General features: G+C 74.7%; 19 protein-coding genes and 2 pseudogenes. 11 read left to right on the top strand and 10 right to left on the bottom strand.

Annotated features, from left to right (window positions below; genetic code table 11):
- The first annotated feature begins 138 nt into the window (after positions 1 to 138).
- Entirely contained in the window at positions 139 to 573 is a 435-nt protein-coding gene (locus U5640_RS02060) for an ATP-binding protein (protein WP_340374075.1), read from the top strand.
- Here U5640_RS02060 and U5640_RS02065 read toward each other — a convergent pair.
- A complete protein-coding gene (locus tag U5640_RS02065; RefSeq protein WP_340374076.1) occupies positions 518 to 1012 on the bottom strand; it encodes an ATP-binding protein in 495 nt (164 codons plus the stop codon). The genes U5640_RS02060 and U5640_RS02065 overlap by 56 nt on opposite strands.
- A gap of 362 nt (positions 1013 to 1374) precedes the next feature.
- Here U5640_RS02065 and U5640_RS02070 point away from each other — a divergent pair, with 362 nt between their 5' ends.
- Positions 1375 to 1764 (top strand): STAS domain-containing protein, encoded by a 390-nt coding sequence (locus U5640_RS02070; RefSeq protein ID WP_340374077.1) that lies wholly within the window; start codon positions 1375 to 1377, stop codon positions 1762 to 1764.
- Positions 1765 to 1959: 195 nt separating this feature from the next.
- On the opposite strand, the gene U5640_RS02075 is transcribed toward U5640_RS02070, so the two are convergent.
- Entirely contained in the window at positions 1960 to 2445 is a 486-nt protein-coding gene (locus tag U5640_RS02075; RefSeq protein ID WP_340374078.1) for a MarR family transcriptional regulator, read from the bottom strand.
- A 117-nt stretch (positions 2446 to 2562) separates the two neighbouring features.
- On the opposite strand from U5640_RS02075, the gene U5640_RS02080 reads away from it, so the two are divergent.
- From U5640_RS02080 to U5640_RS02105, 6 genes are read left to right on the top strand one after another with little or no spacing between them, the layout of a single operon-like run.
- A complete protein-coding gene (locus U5640_RS02080) occupies positions 2563 to 3774 on the top strand; it encodes a PP2C family protein-serine/threonine phosphatase (RefSeq protein WP_340374079.1) in 1212 nt (403 codons plus the stop codon).
- A gap of 34 nt (positions 3775 to 3808) precedes the next feature.
- Entirely contained in the window at positions 3809 to 4708 is a 900-nt protein-coding gene (locus U5640_RS02085) for an STAS domain-containing protein (RefSeq protein WP_340374080.1), read from the top strand.
- Complete coding sequence (locus U5640_RS02090) at positions 4705 to 5121, top strand: STAS domain-containing protein (protein ID WP_340374081.1); 417 nt, start codon at positions 4705 to 4707, stop codon at positions 5119 to 5121. Before U5640_RS02085 ends, U5640_RS02090 begins: the two co-directional genes overlap by 4 nt.
- Positions 5118 to 5561 (top strand): anti-sigma regulatory factor, encoded by a 444-nt coding sequence (locus U5640_RS02095; protein ID WP_340374082.1) that lies wholly within the window; start codon positions 5118 to 5120, stop codon positions 5559 to 5561. The genes U5640_RS02090 and U5640_RS02095 overlap by 4 nt, the downstream gene beginning before the upstream one ends.
- Positions 5561 to 6598, top strand: coding sequence for an ATP-binding SpoIIE family protein phosphatase (locus U5640_RS02100; protein WP_340374083.1), 1038 nt, complete (start codon positions 5561 to 5563; stop codon positions 6596 to 6598). Before U5640_RS02095 ends, U5640_RS02100 begins: the two co-directional genes overlap by 1 nt.
- A complete protein-coding gene (locus U5640_RS02105; protein ID WP_340374084.1) occupies positions 6595 to 8316 on the top strand; it encodes a SpoIIE family protein phosphatase in 1722 nt (573 codons plus the stop codon). The genes U5640_RS02100 and U5640_RS02105 overlap by 4 nt, the downstream gene beginning before the upstream one ends.
- A gap of 7 nt (positions 8317 to 8323) precedes the next feature.
- On the opposite strand, the gene U5640_RS02110 is transcribed toward U5640_RS02105, so the two are convergent.
- Positions 8324 to 8785, bottom strand: coding sequence for a MarR family transcriptional regulator (locus U5640_RS02110; RefSeq protein ID WP_340374085.1), 462 nt, complete (start codon positions 8783 to 8785; stop codon positions 8324 to 8326).
- 225 nt (positions 8786 to 9010) lie between these two features.
- Here U5640_RS02110 and U5640_RS02115 point away from each other — a divergent pair.
- Positions 9011 to 10372: pseudogene (locus U5640_RS02115) on the top strand (NAD(P)/FAD-dependent oxidoreductase); the annotation flags it as partial.
- 12 nt (positions 10373 to 10384) lie between these two features.
- Positions 10385 to 12646 (top strand): FUSC family protein, encoded by a 2262-nt coding sequence (locus U5640_RS02120; RefSeq protein WP_340384880.1) that lies wholly within the window; start codon positions 10385 to 10387, stop codon positions 12644 to 12646.
- 225 nt (positions 12647 to 12871) lie between these two features.
- Here the strand turns inward: U5640_RS02120 and U5640_RS02125 are convergent, their stop codons facing one another.
- The 3 genes from U5640_RS02125 to U5640_RS02135 form a co-directional block, all read right to left on the bottom strand.
- On the bottom strand, positions 12872 to 13303 hold the full coding sequence (locus U5640_RS02125; protein ID WP_340374086.1) for a hypothetical protein: 432 nt from the start codon (positions 13301 to 13303) through the stop codon (positions 12872 to 12874).
- A gap of 28 nt (positions 13304 to 13331) precedes the next feature.
- On the bottom strand, positions 13332 to 14168 hold the full coding sequence (locus tag U5640_RS02130; RefSeq protein ID WP_340374087.1) for a DUF1206 domain-containing protein: 837 nt from the start codon (positions 14166 to 14168) through the stop codon (positions 13332 to 13334).
- Between the two features lie 153 nt (positions 14169 to 14321).
- Complete coding sequence (locus U5640_RS02135; protein ID WP_340374088.1) at positions 14322 to 14546, bottom strand: hypothetical protein; 225 nt, start codon at positions 14544 to 14546, stop codon at positions 14322 to 14324.
- Positions 14547 to 14599: 53 nt separating this feature from the next.
- Here U5640_RS02135 and U5640_RS02140 point away from each other — a divergent pair, with 53 nt between their 5' ends.
- Positions 14600 to 15046: a hypothetical protein gene (locus U5640_RS02140; RefSeq protein ID WP_340374089.1), complete on the top strand. Its 447-nt coding sequence runs from the start codon at positions 14600 to 14602 to the stop codon at positions 15044 to 15046.
- On the opposite strand, the pseudogene U5640_RS02145 reads toward U5640_RS02140, so the two are convergent.
- The 4 genes and pseudogenes from U5640_RS02145 to U5640_RS02160 form a co-directional block, all read right to left on the bottom strand.
- Positions 15010 to 15189 (bottom strand): annotated as a pseudogene (locus U5640_RS02145) (hypothetical protein); the annotation flags it as partial. The gene U5640_RS02140 and the pseudogene U5640_RS02145 sit on opposite strands and share 37 nt — an antisense overlap.
- 69 nt (positions 15190 to 15258) lie before the next feature.
- Complete coding sequence (locus U5640_RS02150; protein ID WP_340384882.1) at positions 15259 to 15573, bottom strand: DUF5133 domain-containing protein; 315 nt, start codon at positions 15571 to 15573, stop codon at positions 15259 to 15261.
- A gap of 104 nt (positions 15574 to 15677) precedes the next feature.
- Entirely contained in the window at positions 15678 to 16517 is an 840-nt protein-coding gene (locus U5640_RS02155) for a SigB/SigF/SigG family RNA polymerase sigma factor (protein ID WP_340374090.1), read from the bottom strand.
- Between the two features lie 180 nt (positions 16518 to 16697).
- A complete protein-coding gene (locus U5640_RS02160) occupies positions 16698 to 17150 on the bottom strand; it encodes an ATP-binding protein (protein ID WP_340374091.1) in 453 nt (150 codons plus the stop codon).
- Positions 17151 to 17223 lie beyond the last annotated feature (73 nt).

The raw sequence follows: 17223 nt of genomic DNA on the forward strand, positions 1-17223 counted from the left end.
GAGCCTGCGGGACGGGCTCTCAGGGCAGGGGGCGCGCGGGGCGCGTAGGACGGGCCGACCCGGGAACCCTGTGAGTGGCGACGAGAGATACGTACGAGAAAGGACGTCGGCCCCCCGGCGGTGGGCCGCACCCACGACATGGCGATCGACCCGCGCGGCGACGACTCCCGGGCCGGTGCGGCCGTACCGGCCCGGACCGTGCGGTTCGCGGGCGAGCCGCACGATGTGACGGGCGCGCGGCTGGCCGCGGAGGAGTTCCTCGACGCGCTCGCGGAGGTCGTCCCGCCGTCCGCGCCGGAGTGCTGGCACGACATCGTGCTGATCGTCACTGAGCTGGCGTCCAACGCCGTGCGGTTCGCGCCGGGACCGTTCGAGCTGGCGCTGCGGCCCACGTTCGACGGGGTGCACGTCACGGTGCACGACACCAGTGCCGTACGGCCGTCCCCGCGTCCCTTCCGGCCGGACACCGGGGGCGGCGGTATCGGCTGGTACCTGATCGAGACGCTGTGCACGCAGGTCAGCGTGGTCCCGGACGGGGCGGGCAAGGAGGTGCATGTGTTCCTGCCCTGGTGAGACGGGCCGGGGCGGGGCGCAGCGGCACCAGCACGCGGATCGTCTTCCCGCCGTCGGGGCGTGACTCGACGCTCAGCTCGCGGGTGAGCCGGATGATCAGGGGCCAGCCGTAGCCGTTGCCGCGGTGGGCCGTCGGCGGTTCCCCGGTGCCGTAGGCGGCGGACGGCACCGCCTCGCTGCGGTCGTGCACGGCGAGGCGTACGCCACCGGGTACGGGCGTCACCTCGAAGCCGGCCAGGCCGCCGCCGTGCCGGATCGCGTTCGTCACCAGCTCGGAGACCACCAGCTCCAGATCGATGAGGTCCCGTTCGTGCGGCGGGTGCCCGCACCAGTGGGCGTCGACCACCGCACGCGCCCGTGCCCGCGCGGCCGCGGCGGTCGGCGGCGGGGCGTCCGCGGTCGGCGGCGGGGCGGTCGCCGCGAGGTCGTCGCCCGTCACGCGGGACGGCTTCGCCGGCCGGTCACGGTGTCGCCGTACATCGGGGGGCGGGCGGGCGGTGTGCGTCGGTGGTCACTTCGCTCCCTTCTCACGCGTTCCACCGCTGCGGCTACCCGGGCGTCGCGTCCGCATACCGGGCCGGGCGGGCGAGGTGTCGCCCGCGCCGACGCGGGCCGCGGACGTGAGCGGCGGAGCGGGCATGAGGGGCGGAGCGGGCATGAGGGGCGGGTTCCGGGGTAGCCGCTCGGCGCGAGAAGAAGGCCGCAGCCCCTGGAGGAGTCCATCCGTCCGTCGCCCCCCACCCCGCTGCGCAACCGTCCGCCGGGGCGACCGGTCCCGACCGTCAGCTTTCGGAGGTAGTCGTGTCCACCGCCCAGCACCCCCTGTCCGTCGAGGTCGACGTGGTCCGGGAGGACGTCGCCCTGGTCACGGTCGAAGGCCATCTGGACCTCGACACCGCGACCGAGCTCCAGGCCCAGCTGGCGAACCAGCTCCACCACGGCCGCCGGCACTTCCTGCTCGACCTGTCGGCCGTGCCCTTCATGGACTCGTCCGGCATGAACATCATCCTGCGCGTCTACCACGAGGCCCGCGCCCTGCCCGGCAGTGTCCATGTCATCGCGCCCGCGCCCGCCGTGCGGCGTGTGCTCGATCTGACCGGCGTCAGCCTCACGGTGCCGATCTCGGAGGAGGTCGGTGACGCGCTGGACCTCATCGACCGGGGCGCGGCCGGGACGGAGCCGGAGGCCTGAGGGCGGCTCGCCGCACCGGCCGGAAAGGCGCAGGTGCGGCGGCCAGGCACGGGCAACAGTTGCCATTTGACAACTATGAGCATGAGGCAACAAAGTGTGCGGGGCAGTCACGCGGGAGGGATCACGGATGTGCCGGTGGGCGAGGACGACCACCCGCGGCGCGCCACGGCGGCCCGCGGCGCACGCCCGAGGCACTCAGGCCGTGGCCGCGCCGGCCGGGCCGGCCGGCTCGTGGATCTGCTGCGCCGCTGCGGTGCAGAAGGCCTCCAGACCCCGCAGCAGCGCGTCGCGCTGCACGGCCGGCATCTGCTCCAGGACCGCCTCCAGGGCACTCTCGCGCCGCGCGCGCAGATCGGTGAGGAACGCACGCCCGTGCCGGCTCAGGAAGAGCTGGAGCTCACGGCGGCTGTTCTCGGCCGCCCTGCGTTCGACGAAGCCCACGGCCTGCAACCGGTCGCACAGCCGGCTGGTGGACGGCGGGGTCGAGCCCAGGTGGTCGGCGAGTGTCCGCAGGTTGATGCCTTCGTTGTGCTCCAGGATGAACAGCACCCGCAGCTGGGAGGCGGAGACCGGGGCCGTGGAGGCACGGCCCCACAGGACCTCCAGCAGCTCCGCCGCCTCCGCGGTCACCCGCGCGACCTCCTGGGGCTGCGGACGCGAGGAGCGCGAGGAGGGGGACATCACGGAGCCACTCTCCCAGGCTTCCGTGACGCTGTCAGCCCACCCCCACCGGAGACGGCCCGGCCGCCGCGTCACCGCGGCCCCTTCGGGCCGTCCCGGCCCCACACGGAGAAAGGCGTGACCGACATCGTGAACCGGCTCGTGACCGCCGGGCGCGCCCTGCGCTCCGCGGCCGCCCACGAGGTGCCCGAGGCGCTGCGCGAGGTGCTCCGCGCCCACTATGCCGCAGAGGCGGCGCAGTTGTGTCTCGCCGACTACGGCGCGACCGTCCTGCTGCCCGTCCCGCCCGCGTCGTCCGGTGCCGGCCCCGGGCCCGAGCCGCTGCCCGTGGGCGCCGGCGCCCCGGGCCGGGCCTACGGCGCCCAGGAGCCCCACGTCGAGCGGCTCGACGGCGGCCGGGTGCGCGCGCACCTGCCCGTCACCGTGCGCGGCGACCGGCTCGGCGTGCTGTCCGTGACCCTGCCCGCCGAGGCGGCCGGGCCCGGCCCGCTCGCCGAACTCGCCGAGGTGGCACGGCTGCTGGGCCATGAACTGGTGGTCGCCGAACGCGACACCGACCGCTACCTCCAGGCCCGCCGCACCGACCGGCTGACGCTGGCCGCGGAGATGCAGTGGCAGCTGCTGCCGGCCCGGTCCTGCGCCCGGGACGCCTACGCGCTCGGCGCCCAGCTGCAGCCCGCGTACGCGATCCACGGCGACAACTTCGACTGGTCGGCGTCCGCGGACCATCTGATGGTCTACGTCACCAACGGCATGGGCGAGGGCATCGAGGCGTCCCTGCTGACCGGTCTCGGCATCAACGCCCTGCGCAACGCCCGCCGCGCCGGCATCCCCATCGCGGACCAGGCGGCGCTGGCGGACCAGGCGATCCACGCCCACTACCGGGGCGAGGCGCACCTGTCCGTGCTGCTCGTGGACATCGAGCTGTCGACGGGCCGGACGCAGGTCGTCGACGCGGGGTCACCGCGGATGCTGCTGCTGCGCGACCGGGTGCTGACCGCGGTGGACCTGGAGGCGCAGCTGCCGCTCGGCATGTTCGAGGAGACGGACTACGTCGCCCAGGAACTCACCCTGGAGCCGGGCGACCGGCTGCTGTTCGTCAGTGACGGCGTGCACGCGGTGCCCGGGCCGGGCGGGGAGATCTACGGCGACCGGGCGCTGGCCCGGGCGGTGAACTCCGCGGCGCTGCTGCCGGCGGCCGAGGTGCCGGCCGCGGTCCTGCGGGAACTCTCCGGGCACCGCGGCAGACCCGAGCCGGACGACGACGCGCTGGTGGTGTGCCTCGACTGGTTCGGCAAGCCCCCCGCGTCCCCGTCCGGCGCCCCCTGACCCAGCAGTAGGACCAGACGAGGAGTGAGGCAGGTTGCCGGAGCACGAGACGGCCGCACAGCACAGGACACCCGAGAGCGAGGTCGGGGAGTTCCTGCGCCGGCGGCGGGAGCAGCTCGCCCAGCGGTGGGCGGACGAGCCCCTGTTCCGCACGGTGTTCACCGTCGCGCGGGACGAGGCGGTGGAGGCGGGGCGGGTCGTCCTCGACGCGCTCGCCCAGGTGGCCGGGCGCGGACGCGTGGAGGACCCGGCGGACCCCGGATTCACCGTCGTACGCGAGCAGCTGTCGCGGATGGCGGCGGCGCGTGCCCGCACCGGGCTCACCCCGTCCCGGGTGTCGACCGAGGTGGACGCCCTGCGGGTGCCCGCCGCCGAGCTGCTCGTGGCGGAGCTGCCGCAGGCGTCGGCCGAGCACGTGCGGGCGTGCACGACGGCGCTGACCGTCCTGATGGGCACCCTGCGCCTGGTGGTGATGGAGACCGCGCTCAACGAGGGCGAGGCGCTGATCGACCGGCAGCGGCTGCAGCTGCTGGAGGTGGCGACCCCCGTCATCCGGCTGTGGGACGGGATCGTCGCGGTCCCGCTGATCGGGACCCTGGACAGCGCCCGCAGCCAGGTGGTGATGGAGACGCTGCTGGAGTCGGTCGTCGCCGAGCAGGCCCGGTTCGCGATCCTCGACATCACCGGTGTGCCGACCGTGGACTCGCTGGTCGCCCAGCATCTGATGAAGACCGTGGCGGCGGTCCGGCTGATGGGCGCCGAGTGCGTCGTGTCGGGCATCCGGCCCGCGATCGCGCAGACCATCGTGCATCTCGGCCTCGACCTGGGCACGGTGATCACCCGCGCGAGCCTCGCCGACGCCCTCGCGTACGCCCTGCACCGGCTGGGCGCGGACATCGTGCGCGCGGCGCCCGGCGGTGCGACGGCCAGGTGAACGACGACTTCCTCCAGCCCGGCGCGGTCTCCGTACCGGTGCTCAGACTCGGCGACGTCCTGCTGGTCACCCTCCAGGGCGATCTGTACGACGGCATGGCCGCACGGCTCCAGCAGGACATCGCGCAGGCGATCGTGGACAGCCGGGTGACCGGTGTGGTCATCGACATCTCGGGGGTGGAGATCGTCGATTCCTTCCTCGGCCGGGTGCTGGCCGAGATCGCGGAGCACGCCCGGCTGCTGGCCGCGCGGACCGTGGTGGCCGGGATGCGGCCCGCGGTCGCGCTCACCCTGGTGGAACTCGGTCTGACCCTGCCGGGGCTGCGGACCGCGCTGAACACAGAAGCGGCACTGGAGCAGCTCGGCCGGGTGGACGCGGCCCTGCCCGGCGGCGCGCACGGGGACGCCCGGTGAGCGCGGCCGCCGCGGGCGTCGAGGCCCGGCTGCCGATCCGCTCGGACCTGGACCTGGTCCGGGTCCGCCAGCATGTGCGCCAGGCGTCCGCCGCGCTCGGCTTCGGCCTGGTCGACCAGACGAAGCTGGTCACCGCGGCCAGCGAACTGGCCCGCAACACGCTGGTGTACGGCGGTGGCGGCGAGGTGGAGGCCACCCGGGTCGGGGACGGCAGGCGTGAGGGGCTGCGGCTGACGTTCAGCGACCGCGGGCCGGGCATCCCCGACCTGGAGCGGGCGCTCAGCGACGGCTACACCTCCGGCGACGGGCTCGGGCTCGGGCTCGGCGGGGCACGGCGGCTGGTGCACGAGTTCGCCATCGACAGCACGCCCGGCGTCGGCACCACCGTCACGGTGACCTCGTGGACGGCGCGGACGCCCCGGCCGCGTGAGGGGTGCTGATGGCGCGCGTGTGGGACGTACCGGTGCACGACTCGACGCGGGTGCGCGACGCCCGGGTGGCCGCGGAGGACGCCGCGGCGCTCGCCGGTCTGGACGAGTCGCGCACCGCGGCGGCCGCCCTGATCGCGACGGAGCTGGCCACCAACCTGCTCAAGCACGCGGGCGGGGGGCAGCTGCTGGTCGAGGCGGTGGCGCCGCCCGCCGGGCAGGGCTCCCCGCCGTCCCTCCAGATCGCCGCGGTCGACCACGGTCCGGGCATCGCGGACGTGCCGGCCGCCCTGGTGGACGGGTTCTCCACGACGGGTTCGCTCGGCGCGGGGCTCGGCACCTGCCGGCGGCTGGCCGACGCCTTCGGCCTGGACGGCTCCCCGGGCCGGGGCACGGTCGCCCTGGCCCGGCTGGACGTCGCGCCGCAGGTGCCCTCCGTCGGCGCGCGGGTCGGCGGGATCAACGTGCCGTTCGCGGGCGCGGCGTACTCCGGCGACCTGTGGACCTGCGTCCACGCGGCCGGCCGGCTCACCCTGATGCTGGCCGACGGGCTCGGGCACGGCCCCGAGGCCGCGCGCGCCTCGACGGCGGCCGCCGAGGAGGTGCGGCGGTGTGCCCATCTGCCCCCCGCCGAGCTGCTGAAGTGTCTCGACGGGGCGCTGCGCGGCACCCGCGGCGCGGCCGTCGCGGTGGCGCAGCTCGATCCGCGGGCCGGGCGGCTGCGGTACGCGGGCGTCGGCAACACGGGCGCCCGGCTGTACGAGGGCGGCACCTGGCGTCCGCTGCTGTCGCGGCCGGGCATCGTCGGCGTGCACCGGCCCGGTACCGTGCCGGAGACCGACGTGCCCTGGGCGGCGGACCGGCTGCTGATCCTGCACACCGACGGGCTGCCCAGCCGCTGGGTGCCGCCGTCCGGCCCCGGTCTGCCGGGCGCCGACCCCGCCGTGACGGCCGCGGTGACCGTGCGCGACGCGGGCAGTTTCGCCCGTCCGGTGCGCGACGACACCGCGGTGGCCGTCCTGTCCCCCGACCCGCCGGACCTTCCATGACGCACAGCTGGCAGATCACCACCGTCACCGACGCGGCCCGTGCCCGGATCGGCACCGCCCGCCTCGCCGCCGCGTACGGCGTTCCGCCCCTGGAGCGCACCCGGCTCGCGGCGGCGCTCAGCGGACGGCTGCGCCGCTGTCTCACCAAGGGCGGCGACTGGCGGCTGACCGCCCGGGTGGCGGACGGTCTGCTCGCGCTGGAGGTGCTGCCCCTGTCCGCCGCCGGGGAGCCCGCGTGGCGGACGGCGGCGCCCTGCCCGGAGCCGTCGGGGGCGGTGTTCTGCACCGTGGTCGCGGACGATCCGGTGCTGCTCGCGGAGGCCCTGCTGGGCGCCGACGAGGACACCTCGCTCGTCCTGGACCGGCTCGCCGAGCAGGAGGAGCTCGTCGGGGTCCACCGCGAGGAGCTGCACCAGACCAACCAGGGGGTGCTGGCGCTGCACGCGGAGCTCGACGCCGCCGGGCGGGCGCAGCGCGAGGCGTTCTCGGCGGAGCGGGCGGCCCGCAGGGAGGCGGAGAGCGCCCGCCGCCGGCTGACGTTCCTGGCGGACGCGAGCGCGGCGCTGACGGCGTCCCTGAGTCAGGACCAGATCGTGCGCCGGCTGCCGGAGCTGCTGGTCCCCGAGTACGCCCGCACGGTCGACGTCTGGCTGTTCGACGCCGAGGACGACCGGGGGGAGCGGGCCGCGCACCCGGCGGCGGCCGTGCTCGCCGCCCGCACCGGACGGCCCCGGTACGCGGCCGCGGCCCCCGGCGGGCTGCCGGGCATAGACGACCACCCGCCGTCGGCGCTGGATCCGGCCCGTCCGATGCTGTGCGTGCCGCTGGCGACCCGGCGCGCGCCCTTCGGTGTGCTGACGCTGACCCCGCCGGGCGAGCGCTGGGACCCCGACGACGCGGTGATGCTGGTGGAGCTGACCCGGCGGGCGAGCACCGCCCTGGACAACGCGCGCCGCTTCGAGCACAACCAGGACATCGCCGAGACCCTCCAGCGGGCCCTGCTGACCGATCTGCCGGGGGTTCCCGGTCTGCGTCTGGCGGCCCGCTACCTGCCCGCCACCTACGGGCTGAACATCGGCGGCGACTGGTACGACGCGTTCCGCGGCCCGGACGGCAGTCTGATCGTCGTCATCGGGGACGTCACCGGGCACGGGCTGCACGCGGCCGTGATGATGAGCCAGCTGCGCACCGCCCTGCGCGCCTACGCCGTCGACGGCGCCAGCCCCGGGCAGCTGCTGACCCGGCTGCACGTCTTCCTCCACCAGCTCCAGCCCGATCTGTACGCCACCGCCGTGATCGCCCGGTTCCGGCCCGGGGAGCCGTCGCTGACCTGGGCCGCCGCCGGTCATCCGCCGCCGGTGCTGCGCGGTCCGGACGGGCGGGTGCGCACCCTGGACGCGAAGCCGGGGGCCATGCTCGGCATCCCGCTGCACCAGGAGATCGCCGACCACACGGTGCCGCTCGCGCCCGGCTCGACGCTGGCGCTGTACACGGACGGGCTGGTGGAGCGGCGCGCCCAGGGCATAGACCCGGGCATCGAACGGCTCGCGGCGACCCTCGGCGGTTTTCGCACCGAGGAGCTGGAAGGGGATCTGGACGGGGCGGCGGAGCGCATCCTGGATCCGATGCTGAGCGACTCGGAGCGGGACGACGACGTGTGCCTGCTGCTGTGCCACCTCGACACCGACACGGCCCCCGCGTCGTCCGGGGGCCGCTGACCCCGGCTCAGCCCTCCTTGGTGTACGCGTGGCTGAAGGCGTACAGGCCCTGCTGCAGGGCCGTGCGCTGGGCGGGAGTCAGGCCGGCGAGGACGGCCGCGAGGTGGCGCACCCGCCGTTCGGTGACGTCGGCGAGAACCCGGCTGCCGTAGGCGGTGACCACGAGCTGGACCTCGCGCCGGTTGCGCGGCTGCACGGTCCGCTCGATCAGGCCCGCGGCCTCCAGCCGGTCGCAGAGCCGGCTCGCGGTGGGCACGCCGATGCCGAGGTGCTCGGCGAGCGCGGTCAGATTGAGCTCGGGTCTGCGCCGGACCGTTCTGAGCGCGAGCAGCTGCCGGGCGGGCAGCCGGGGCACCGCCTCCTCGGCCGCCGCGAGCCAGCAGGCCACCAGCGACTCCGCCGCGTCGGCGAGGTGCCGCGCCGCCGTCTGGGGGCCGCCCTGGGCGTCGCAGCCCTCCGCGCGCTCCACGTCAATACCCTCCGGCCACCGCAATTGTCATGTACCTCGGCCTACCCGGAGGTACCTGGCGTACACAGCCCCTGTGCGGGGTACGACGGGAGCCTCAGCAGAAACGTTCGTCTGCATGCCTCGCCCGGCTGGCGGAACCGGTACGGGCGCGGTGGGATCGATGGGGTGCGACGGCTCTCGGGAGGGCACACGCATGACGTCAGACGCCTGGAGCCGCAGAAAGGGATGGACACCGTGACACGACCCAGGATCCTGGTGGTGGGCGCGGGCTTCGCCGGAGTGGGATGCGTTCGACGTCTGGAACGCCGGCTCGCCGCTTCGGAAGCCGAGATCACTCTGGTGACGCCGTTCGCCTACCAGCTCTATCTGCCGCTGCTGCCGCAGGTCGCCTCGGGGGTGCTGACGCCCCAGTCGATCGCCGTGTCGCTGCGGCGCAGCAAGAAGTACCGCACCCGGATCATCCCGGGCGGCGCCGTCGGCGTTGACCTGCAGGCGAAGGTCTGCGTCATCCGCACCATCACCGACGAGATCGTGAACGAGCCGTACGACCACATCGTGCTGGCTCCCGGCAGTGTCACCCGCACCTTCGACATCCCGGGGCTGACCGAGCACGCCTTCGGCATGAAGACGCTCGCCGAGGCCGCGTACGTCCGTGACCACGTCATCAGCCAGCTCGACCTCGCCGACGCCAGCCACGACCCCGCCGAGCGCGCCTCCCGGCTCCAGTTCGTGGTCGTGGGCGGCGGCTACGCAGGCACCGAGACCGCCGCCTGTCTGCAGCTGCTCACGCACAACGCGGTCAAGCGCTATCCGCGGATCGACCCCGCCCTGATCAAGTGGCATCTCATCGACATCGCGCCCAAGTTGATGCCGGAGCTGGGCGACAAGCTGGGCGCCAGCGCACAGGCGGTGCTGCGCCGGCGGGGCATCGACATCTCGCTCGGCGTGTCCATCGCCAAGGCGGGTCCCGAGGAGGTCACCTTCACCGACGGACGGGTGATCCCGACCCGTACGCTCATCTGGACGGCCGGGGTGGTGGCCAGCCCGCTGATCGCCACGCTCGGCGCGGAGACCGTGCGCGGACGGCTCGCGGTCACCTCCCACATGGACCTGCCCGGCCAGGACGGGGTGTTCGCCCTCGGTGACGCGGCCGCGGTGCCGGACGAGGCGAAGGACGACCCGGACGCGGTCTGCCCGCCGACCGCGCAGCACGCCATGCGGCAGGGCAAGGTCGTCGCCGACAACGTGGTGGCGAAGCTGCGCGGGCAGCCGACGCGGCCGTACGTGCACAAGGACCTCGGTCTGGTGGTCGACCTGGGCGGCACCGACGCGGTGTCCAAGCCGCTCGGCATCGAGCTGCGGGGACTGCCCGCGCAGGCCGTGGCGCGCGGCTACCACTGGTCGGCGCTGCGCACGGGCGTGGCCAAGGCGCGGGTGCTGACGAACTGGACGCTGAACGCGATCGCGGGCGACGATTTCGTCCGCACCGGGTTCCAGGCGCGCCGGCCCGCCAAGTTGAAGGACTTCGAGTACACGGACAGCTATCTGACGCCCGAGCAGGTGCGGGCGCACGTCGAGGGCTCGGGTCCCGGGGTCCGGGTGACCGCGGCGGGGACGAGCGCGGTGGCCCGGTGGCGCGACCGGGTCGCCGCATCGGATCCCGGGCTGCTGCGGCTGGCCGCGGGGCTGCGGACGGTGGCCGCGATCTCGCTCACGCTGGCCGTGCTCTCGCTGCTCGGGGCGGACGTCCAGCACCTGGTCGCCGGGGCCATCGCGGCGATGGTGGCCACGTTCGCCATCCGGGAGAAACAGCGGTCCCGGCAGGCGGTCACGCTGGTCCTGGGCCTGCCGACGGCGCTCGCCTCGGTGTCGGTGGCGGCGCTGCTCGGCACCCGGCAGGTGGCCGGTGACGTCTTCTTCGTGGTGCTCATCTTCTGCGCGGTGTACGGCCGCCGGTTCGGCGACCGGGGCACGACGCTGGGGCTGATCGGCTTCCAGGTCTACTTCCTGGCCCTGTTCGTCGGTGTCACGACGGACGACCTGGCCGGGTTCTGCGGGGTGATCGCCGTCGCGTTCGTGTGCGGCGCGGCGGCCCGCTTCGTCCTGGTGCCGCAGACCCCGACGGCGGTCCTGGAGCGGCTGCGGCTGGCGTTCCGGGCCCGGCTGGCGCAGCTGCTCGACGCCCAGCGGGACTTGCTGGACGCCGGCCCCGAGGACGCGGAGAAGGCGCTGGAGCGCGCCCGGGAGGGCACCGCGCGGCTGCACGAGACGGCCATGATGATCCAGGGGCGGCTGGAGGAGGGCACCTCGGACGAGGAGGTGGCCCGGCTGCTGCAGCGCCGGATCGCCGACGCGGAGATCACCGCCGAGCGGCTGGGCCTGCTGCTGCTGACGGCGCGCAGCGCGGAGCGGGCCGACACCCTGACCATGCATCTGCCCGGGGCTCCACTGCCGGAGGGCGGCCGTCTCCCGGTCCGGGACGACGCGCTCGACATCCTGCGCCGGGATCTGACGGCCCTCCAGCTCCTCGTACGGCAGCCCGTGGCGGACGGGACGGACACGGCACGGACGCGCAACCGGCTGCTCGGGTACCGGGACGAGGAGAACCTGCCGGAGGCCTCCGCGGACGTGCAGGACGTGTTCCGGGGGCTCGGCGAGGCGACGCGCGCGGTGCTGGGGCTGCGGATCGCGCTCGACGGACCGCAGGACGAGTCGCAGGACAGTCCCGAGGCCGCCCGCTCCCGGGAGGAGCTGGACGCGGAGGACGCGGCCATCGCCGCCGAGGAGGAGGAACCGCAGGAGAGGGGGCTGCGCCGGCCGACGACCCGGGCGGCGGTGCAGGTCGCCGTCGGCTCGTCGCTGGCCATGGTCGGGGGCGAGCTGCTGTCCGCGCACCGGTGGTACTGGGCGGTGCTGACCTGCTGGATCGTGTTCCTCAACACCGCGTCCACCGGGGAGATCCTGGTCAAGGGCTCCCGTCGGCTGCTGGGGACCGTGCTGGGGGTGGTCGCGGGCATCCTGCTCGCGGGGATCGTCGGGCAGCACACCGGGCCGGCGTTCGCGGTGGTGCTGCTGTGCGTGTTCGCGATGTTCTACACGGCACCGCTGTCGTACACGCTCTCGTCGTTCTTCGTCACGGCGGCGCTCGGCGTGCTGTACACGCTGTTGCACACCTACAGCCTGTCGGTGCTGGTGCTGCGGATCGAGGAGACCGCGATCGGGGCGGCGTGCGGGGTGGCCGCGGCGGCGCTGGTGCTGCCGGTGCACACCGACCGCCGGACGAACGAGCTGCTGACGACCGTCCTGGACCGGCTGACCGATGTCACCTCGGCCGCGGTCGGCCAGCTCAGCGGCGAGCCGCCGACGGAACTGCTCGACCTGGCCCGGGATCTGGACGAGGCGCTGGCGGACCTGCGGGCGGCCACCCAGCCGCTGACGCATCCGGTCACGCCGTTGCGGACCCGGCGGGACACCGCGCAGTACGTGGTCGCGCTGCTGGAGACCTGCGCCTATCACGCCCGGTCGCTGGCGGCGACCGCCGAGCTGCTGCCCACCCATCCCTCGATCGCCGCGGACCCCCGGCTGCGCGGGGCGGGGCAGCGGATCCTGCACAACATCGGCGCGATCGCCGCCCGGGTCGCCGGGGAGCCCACCACGGCCGAGGTGGTCACCGGGCCCAGCGTCGCCTCGCTGCTCAAGCCCGGCGGGATCGGCACGCCCCGCTACGGCCGGGTCACCGACCGGGTGCTCCGCCACCTCCAACGGCTGGACGAGGCGGTCCTCGGCCTCGCCCGCCCGCTGGACGTGCCCCTGACCCGGCCACTACGGGCACCGGTCACCGGACCCGAAACACCGGCGTGAAGGCGGGCAGGTCGCTCGCGGCCGACGTGGTCACCGGGCCCGGCGTCGCCTCCCACCTGAAGCCGGCCGGTCGGCACACCGCGCCACGGCCGGGTCACCGACCGGGTGCTCCGCCACCTCCAACGGCTGGACGAGGCGGTCCTCGGCCTCGCCCGCCCGCTGGACGTGCCCCTGACCCGGCCACTACGGGCACCGGTCACCGGACCCGAAACACCGGCGTGAGACTCAGAAGTCGGCGGGCAGGTCGCTCGCGGCGGCGATGCCGCGCAGTTGCTCGATGTCGTCCTGCCGCTGCCGGATGCAGCCGGCGATCTCGGCCAGCCGGGCGGGGTCCTCGGCGGTGACCGCGTCGGTGACCACCCGGACCGGGCCGGTGCCGTCCACGTGGATCTCGACGAGCTGGTTGTCCAGGCGGCCGGTGAGGGCGGTGGCGATCACCAGGGCCGCCTCGTCGCGGATCTCCTGGGGCAGCGCGTCGCTGTCGTCCGGGTCCAGCGCGAAGTCGAGGGTTTCCGGGGGCTGTTCTTCCAGGGCGCGCAACGCCGGCCCGACGATCTCCATCAGCAGGCGGTAGTCCTCGCTCTCCATGCGGAGGCGCAGAAGGCCGAGGTACATGTCGACGGGCCGTGCGTCCGGCGTGAACTCGGATTCGCTCATGTGCTGCGGGTTCCCCGGCATCCGGGTGTCAGACCCTGCGCCAGCGGGCCATCGCGAAGGAGAACAGTCCGAACAGCACGAGGCCGGCCGCGACACAGGCCAGCAGGGCCGGTCCGGCGGGCGTACGGGCGAACGAGCGCAGGGTGTCGTCGAGCCCCTTGGCGTGGTCGGGGTCGTAGTCGACGGCGGCCCGTACGGCGAAGGCGCCGACGCCGGCGAACACCAGGCCGCGGGCCGCCCCGCCGCCCACGCCGGTGACGTCCACCAGCCGCCGGACGCCCCGGGACATGGCGCCCAGCCGCATCTTCTCGTGGTAGGCGCGGGTGACGGCCCGGCCGCCGATCCAGACGCCGGCCACGATGATCCCCGCACCGGCGGCACCCACGAGCCACTGTCCCGCCGGCACGTGGAGCAGCCGGGCGGTGACGTCCTTGGACTGCCGGTCGCTGGAGCCGCCGCCGCTGCCCGCGCCGGCGGCGAGCGCCAGGACCGAGTAGGCGACGAAGGAGTAGAACCCGCACCGGGCGAGGGCGAGGAGCCGTTTCCCTGCCGTGTGCCCCTCGGGTCCGGCCGCGCCGAAGACCGCCTCCGACAGCCGCCACAGGGCCATCCCGGCCAGCCCGACCCCCAGCGCCCACAGCAGCACGGCGCCGAAGGGCTGCCGCGCCAGCTCGCCGAGGGCGCCCTGCCGGTCGGCCTCGCCCCCGGGGCGTCCGAAGGCGATCCGCAGGGCCAGCACCCCGACGAGAAGGTAGATCACTCCGCGCGCGGTGAAGCCGGCTCTCGCGGCGCCCTTCACCACGGATCCGCGTGCGGCGCGCCGGGCCCCCGCCTCGCCCTCGCGCACCACGGCATTCGTGTTCATGATGTGTCCCTCCCTGGTCTTCGTGAGGCGGCTGCCCCGGGGAGCGCCGGGCACACCCGGACGGACACGAGGGGCGGCGCACACAGGCGCACACAGGCGCACACAGGCGCACACAAGGGACAGCAGGTGGGAGTGAAGGGGGGCCTGGCCGGCTCAGCTCCGGCGCGTCCCCGCCCCCCGTTGCGCACGGCCGAGGGCGTGCAGGTGCTCCAGGGCGTCGAGCAGGACCGTCCGCTCGTGCCAGGCCAGCCAGCGGCCCGCCTGCGCGCCCAGCGCTTCGAGGGCGGTGAGCTGGGCGGTGCGCAGGCCGTCGAGCGGGCGGTCGACGTGGGCCGAGACCATGCCGACGCAGGCCCCCGACCCGGTGGTCAGGGGCACGCTGTGGCAGGCCCGGCTGCCGGCGGCCAGGATCGCCCCGCGGGCGGGGCTCGGTGAACACCGGGTCCTGCTCCACGTCCCGCACGGTGACCTGGACGACCTCGCTCGCGGCCTTCCCGCAGGAGGTGCCCTTCTCCCCGACGTACGCGAAGAAGTCGACGAACTCCTCGGTCAGCCCGGTGTGCCGTTCGATGCGCAGCTGGCGGGTGACCCGGTCGACGGTCTGCACATTGCCCATGTCCGCGCCGACCACGTCGAGCGTCCGGTACAGCACGGCCCCCAGCACCGCGCCCCGGCTGCTGCTGCCCCGCTGGTCCCGCGGCAGGAAGGCCAGCGGCGGCTCGGGCCGGCGCACGCGCCCCGGGAACCACAGCACGGTCCGTTCGTCCGGCCGGGGTGTGCTCACCAGGGCCGCGGCGAGCGTGCGCATCTTGACGTTGTACCGCTGCGAGGCACGCCGCAGGAGCGAGAAGGCCCCTTCCGCGTCGGGAAGGGCGTAGCGCTCCTGCAGCATGCCCTGGGCCTGCGAGATCAGTGGGTGGGCGTGAATTCGGGCGCGGAGGTCGCGCACCTCGGCGCGCAACCGCAGCACCTCCGCGCGCTGCGGGTCCTCGTCCGCCGTCCCTGGTACGGGAGCGGTCATGGCGTCTCCATCCGGTCGGCTGCAGCCGCCGCTCGTACACGGCCGCACCGGCGCGCCTGCCCCGCTCGCTCAGGTGTACACGTGGCGCCCCTCGTCCCGGCGGCGGTCCTCCCCGGCCCCGTCGAGGGCCAGGACCAGCTTCGCGGGCACGTCCACGGTCGCGGGCCCGTCCACGGTCGTCGCTCCCCCCGCCGCGAGTTCGGCCGCGGCGAGCCAGCTCCGGGCGGTCTCCAGGGCCACTCCCACGTCCCGCGTCCCGGTGGAGACGCACAGGGTGTAGGCGAGGTCCTGTGAGCGCGTCCGCGTCCCGGGCCCATCGGACGCCGTGAGCGCCTCGTACTCCTCGACGAGGACGCGCAGCACGGCGGGATGGGGTCTGAGCATGGGGGTGTTCCTCTCCGTCGGTCCGACCGGGCGGGTGCCGGCGGGGCTGGTGGCGGCGGGGCTGGTGTCGGTGGCGCTGCTCTCGGTGGAGCTGGGTGTGCGGTTCATGCGCGGCCGTCGTGCCGGCTGCCGAGCGCCTCCTCGCGGACCCGCTCGCAGCTGCGGCTGATGAGCCGGGAGACGTGCATCTGCGAGATGCCGAGCCGGTCGGCTATCCGGCTCTGGGTCATGTCCTCGAAGAAGCGCATGTAGAGGATGGCGCGTTCGCGTTCGGGCAGGCTGCGCAGCCCCTGCCGGGCGGACTCGCGGTCGACGACGACGTCGAACGAGGTGTCCGGGCCGCCCAGCGTGTCGGCGAGGCTGTAACCCTCGTCGTCGGTGCGCAGCTCGGCGTCGAGCGAGAGGGTGCTGAAGCTGTCCAGGGCCTCCAGACCGGCGCCGACCTCTTCCTCGGTCAGGCCCGTGCGGGCGGCGAGGTCGGCGACCGAGGGCTCGGGGGAGCCCGGGGTCTGGGCGAGTTCGCGGCGGGCCGTGCGGACCTTGTTGCGCAGTTCCTGGACCCGGCGGGGGACGCGCAGCGCCCACATCCGGTCCCGGAAGTGCCGCTTGATCTCGCCGGTGATGGTGGGCACGGCGTAGCTCTCGAAGGCGCCGCGCTCGGGGTCGAAGCGGTCGACGGCCTTCACCAGGCCGAGCGCGGCCACCTGCCGCAGGTCCTCGACGGCCTCCCCGCGGTCGCGGAACCGGCCGGCGATGCGGTGGGCCATGGGCAGCCAGGCGGTGACGATCTCGTCGCGCACGGCGTCCCGTTCCGGTCCCTCGGGGAGAGCGGTCAGCCGCGCGAACTGGCGGGCGGTGTCCGGGGCGTCGTCATGGGGCCGCCGGGTCCGCCCCGCGGGGCGGGCGGATTCTGCGGATCGGCTGGTCGACAGGTCGATGAGCATGCTGGATCGGCTCCTGAACGGTCGTCTCGGGATGTGACCATGGGAGGGCCGTCGTCGTCCGGGGCACCAAGGAGCGGCCCGGAGCGGACACACCACTCCCGTCGGCGCGCCTCCGGTCCGAAGCACGAACCTCCGTCTGCCCGGGGGCCGGAGGAACAAACTCCGTTCGGGGACGGCCTTTCAGTACACGGGGACCACGGCGGTGATGCGCTTGCCGCCGGAGGGCAGGCCGCAGACCTGGACGTCGCGGGCCAGCCGGCACACGATCGGCCAGCCCCGGCCGCCGGTGCGGGTCCGCCCGTGCTCGTCGAGCGGGGTGTTGACGACCGGCAGCCGGTCGCTGCGGTCGCTCACGGAGACCCGCACGGCGGGTCCGTCGAGGTCGACGTCGTACGAGGTGACTCCGCCGCCGTGGAGGATGGCGTTGGTGGTGAGTTCCGAGGCGACGAGCAGGGCGTCGCCGAGGGCCTCCTCGTCGTACGGACGACCGCCGCCCCCGCGCCGCCCGGTCACCGCCCGCCACACGGCCCGGCGGACGTCGCAGGGCCGGCACAGGCCGTCCCCCGGGTCCGGGTCGGGTCCGCGCGGTGCGTCGAGTGCGTACGTGCGGTCGGTCGTTCGGTTGACACGCATCCTTTCGCTCCCCTGGCCGTTCCCGTGCGGGTGGATGGTCGCACCGAGGGGCCACGGCCCACGGGTGCGCCCG

The organism is Streptomyces sp. SS7, from assembly GCF_037993025.1.
Taxonomy (GTDB): Bacteria; Actinomycetota; Actinomycetes; order Streptomycetales; family Streptomycetaceae; genus Streptomyces.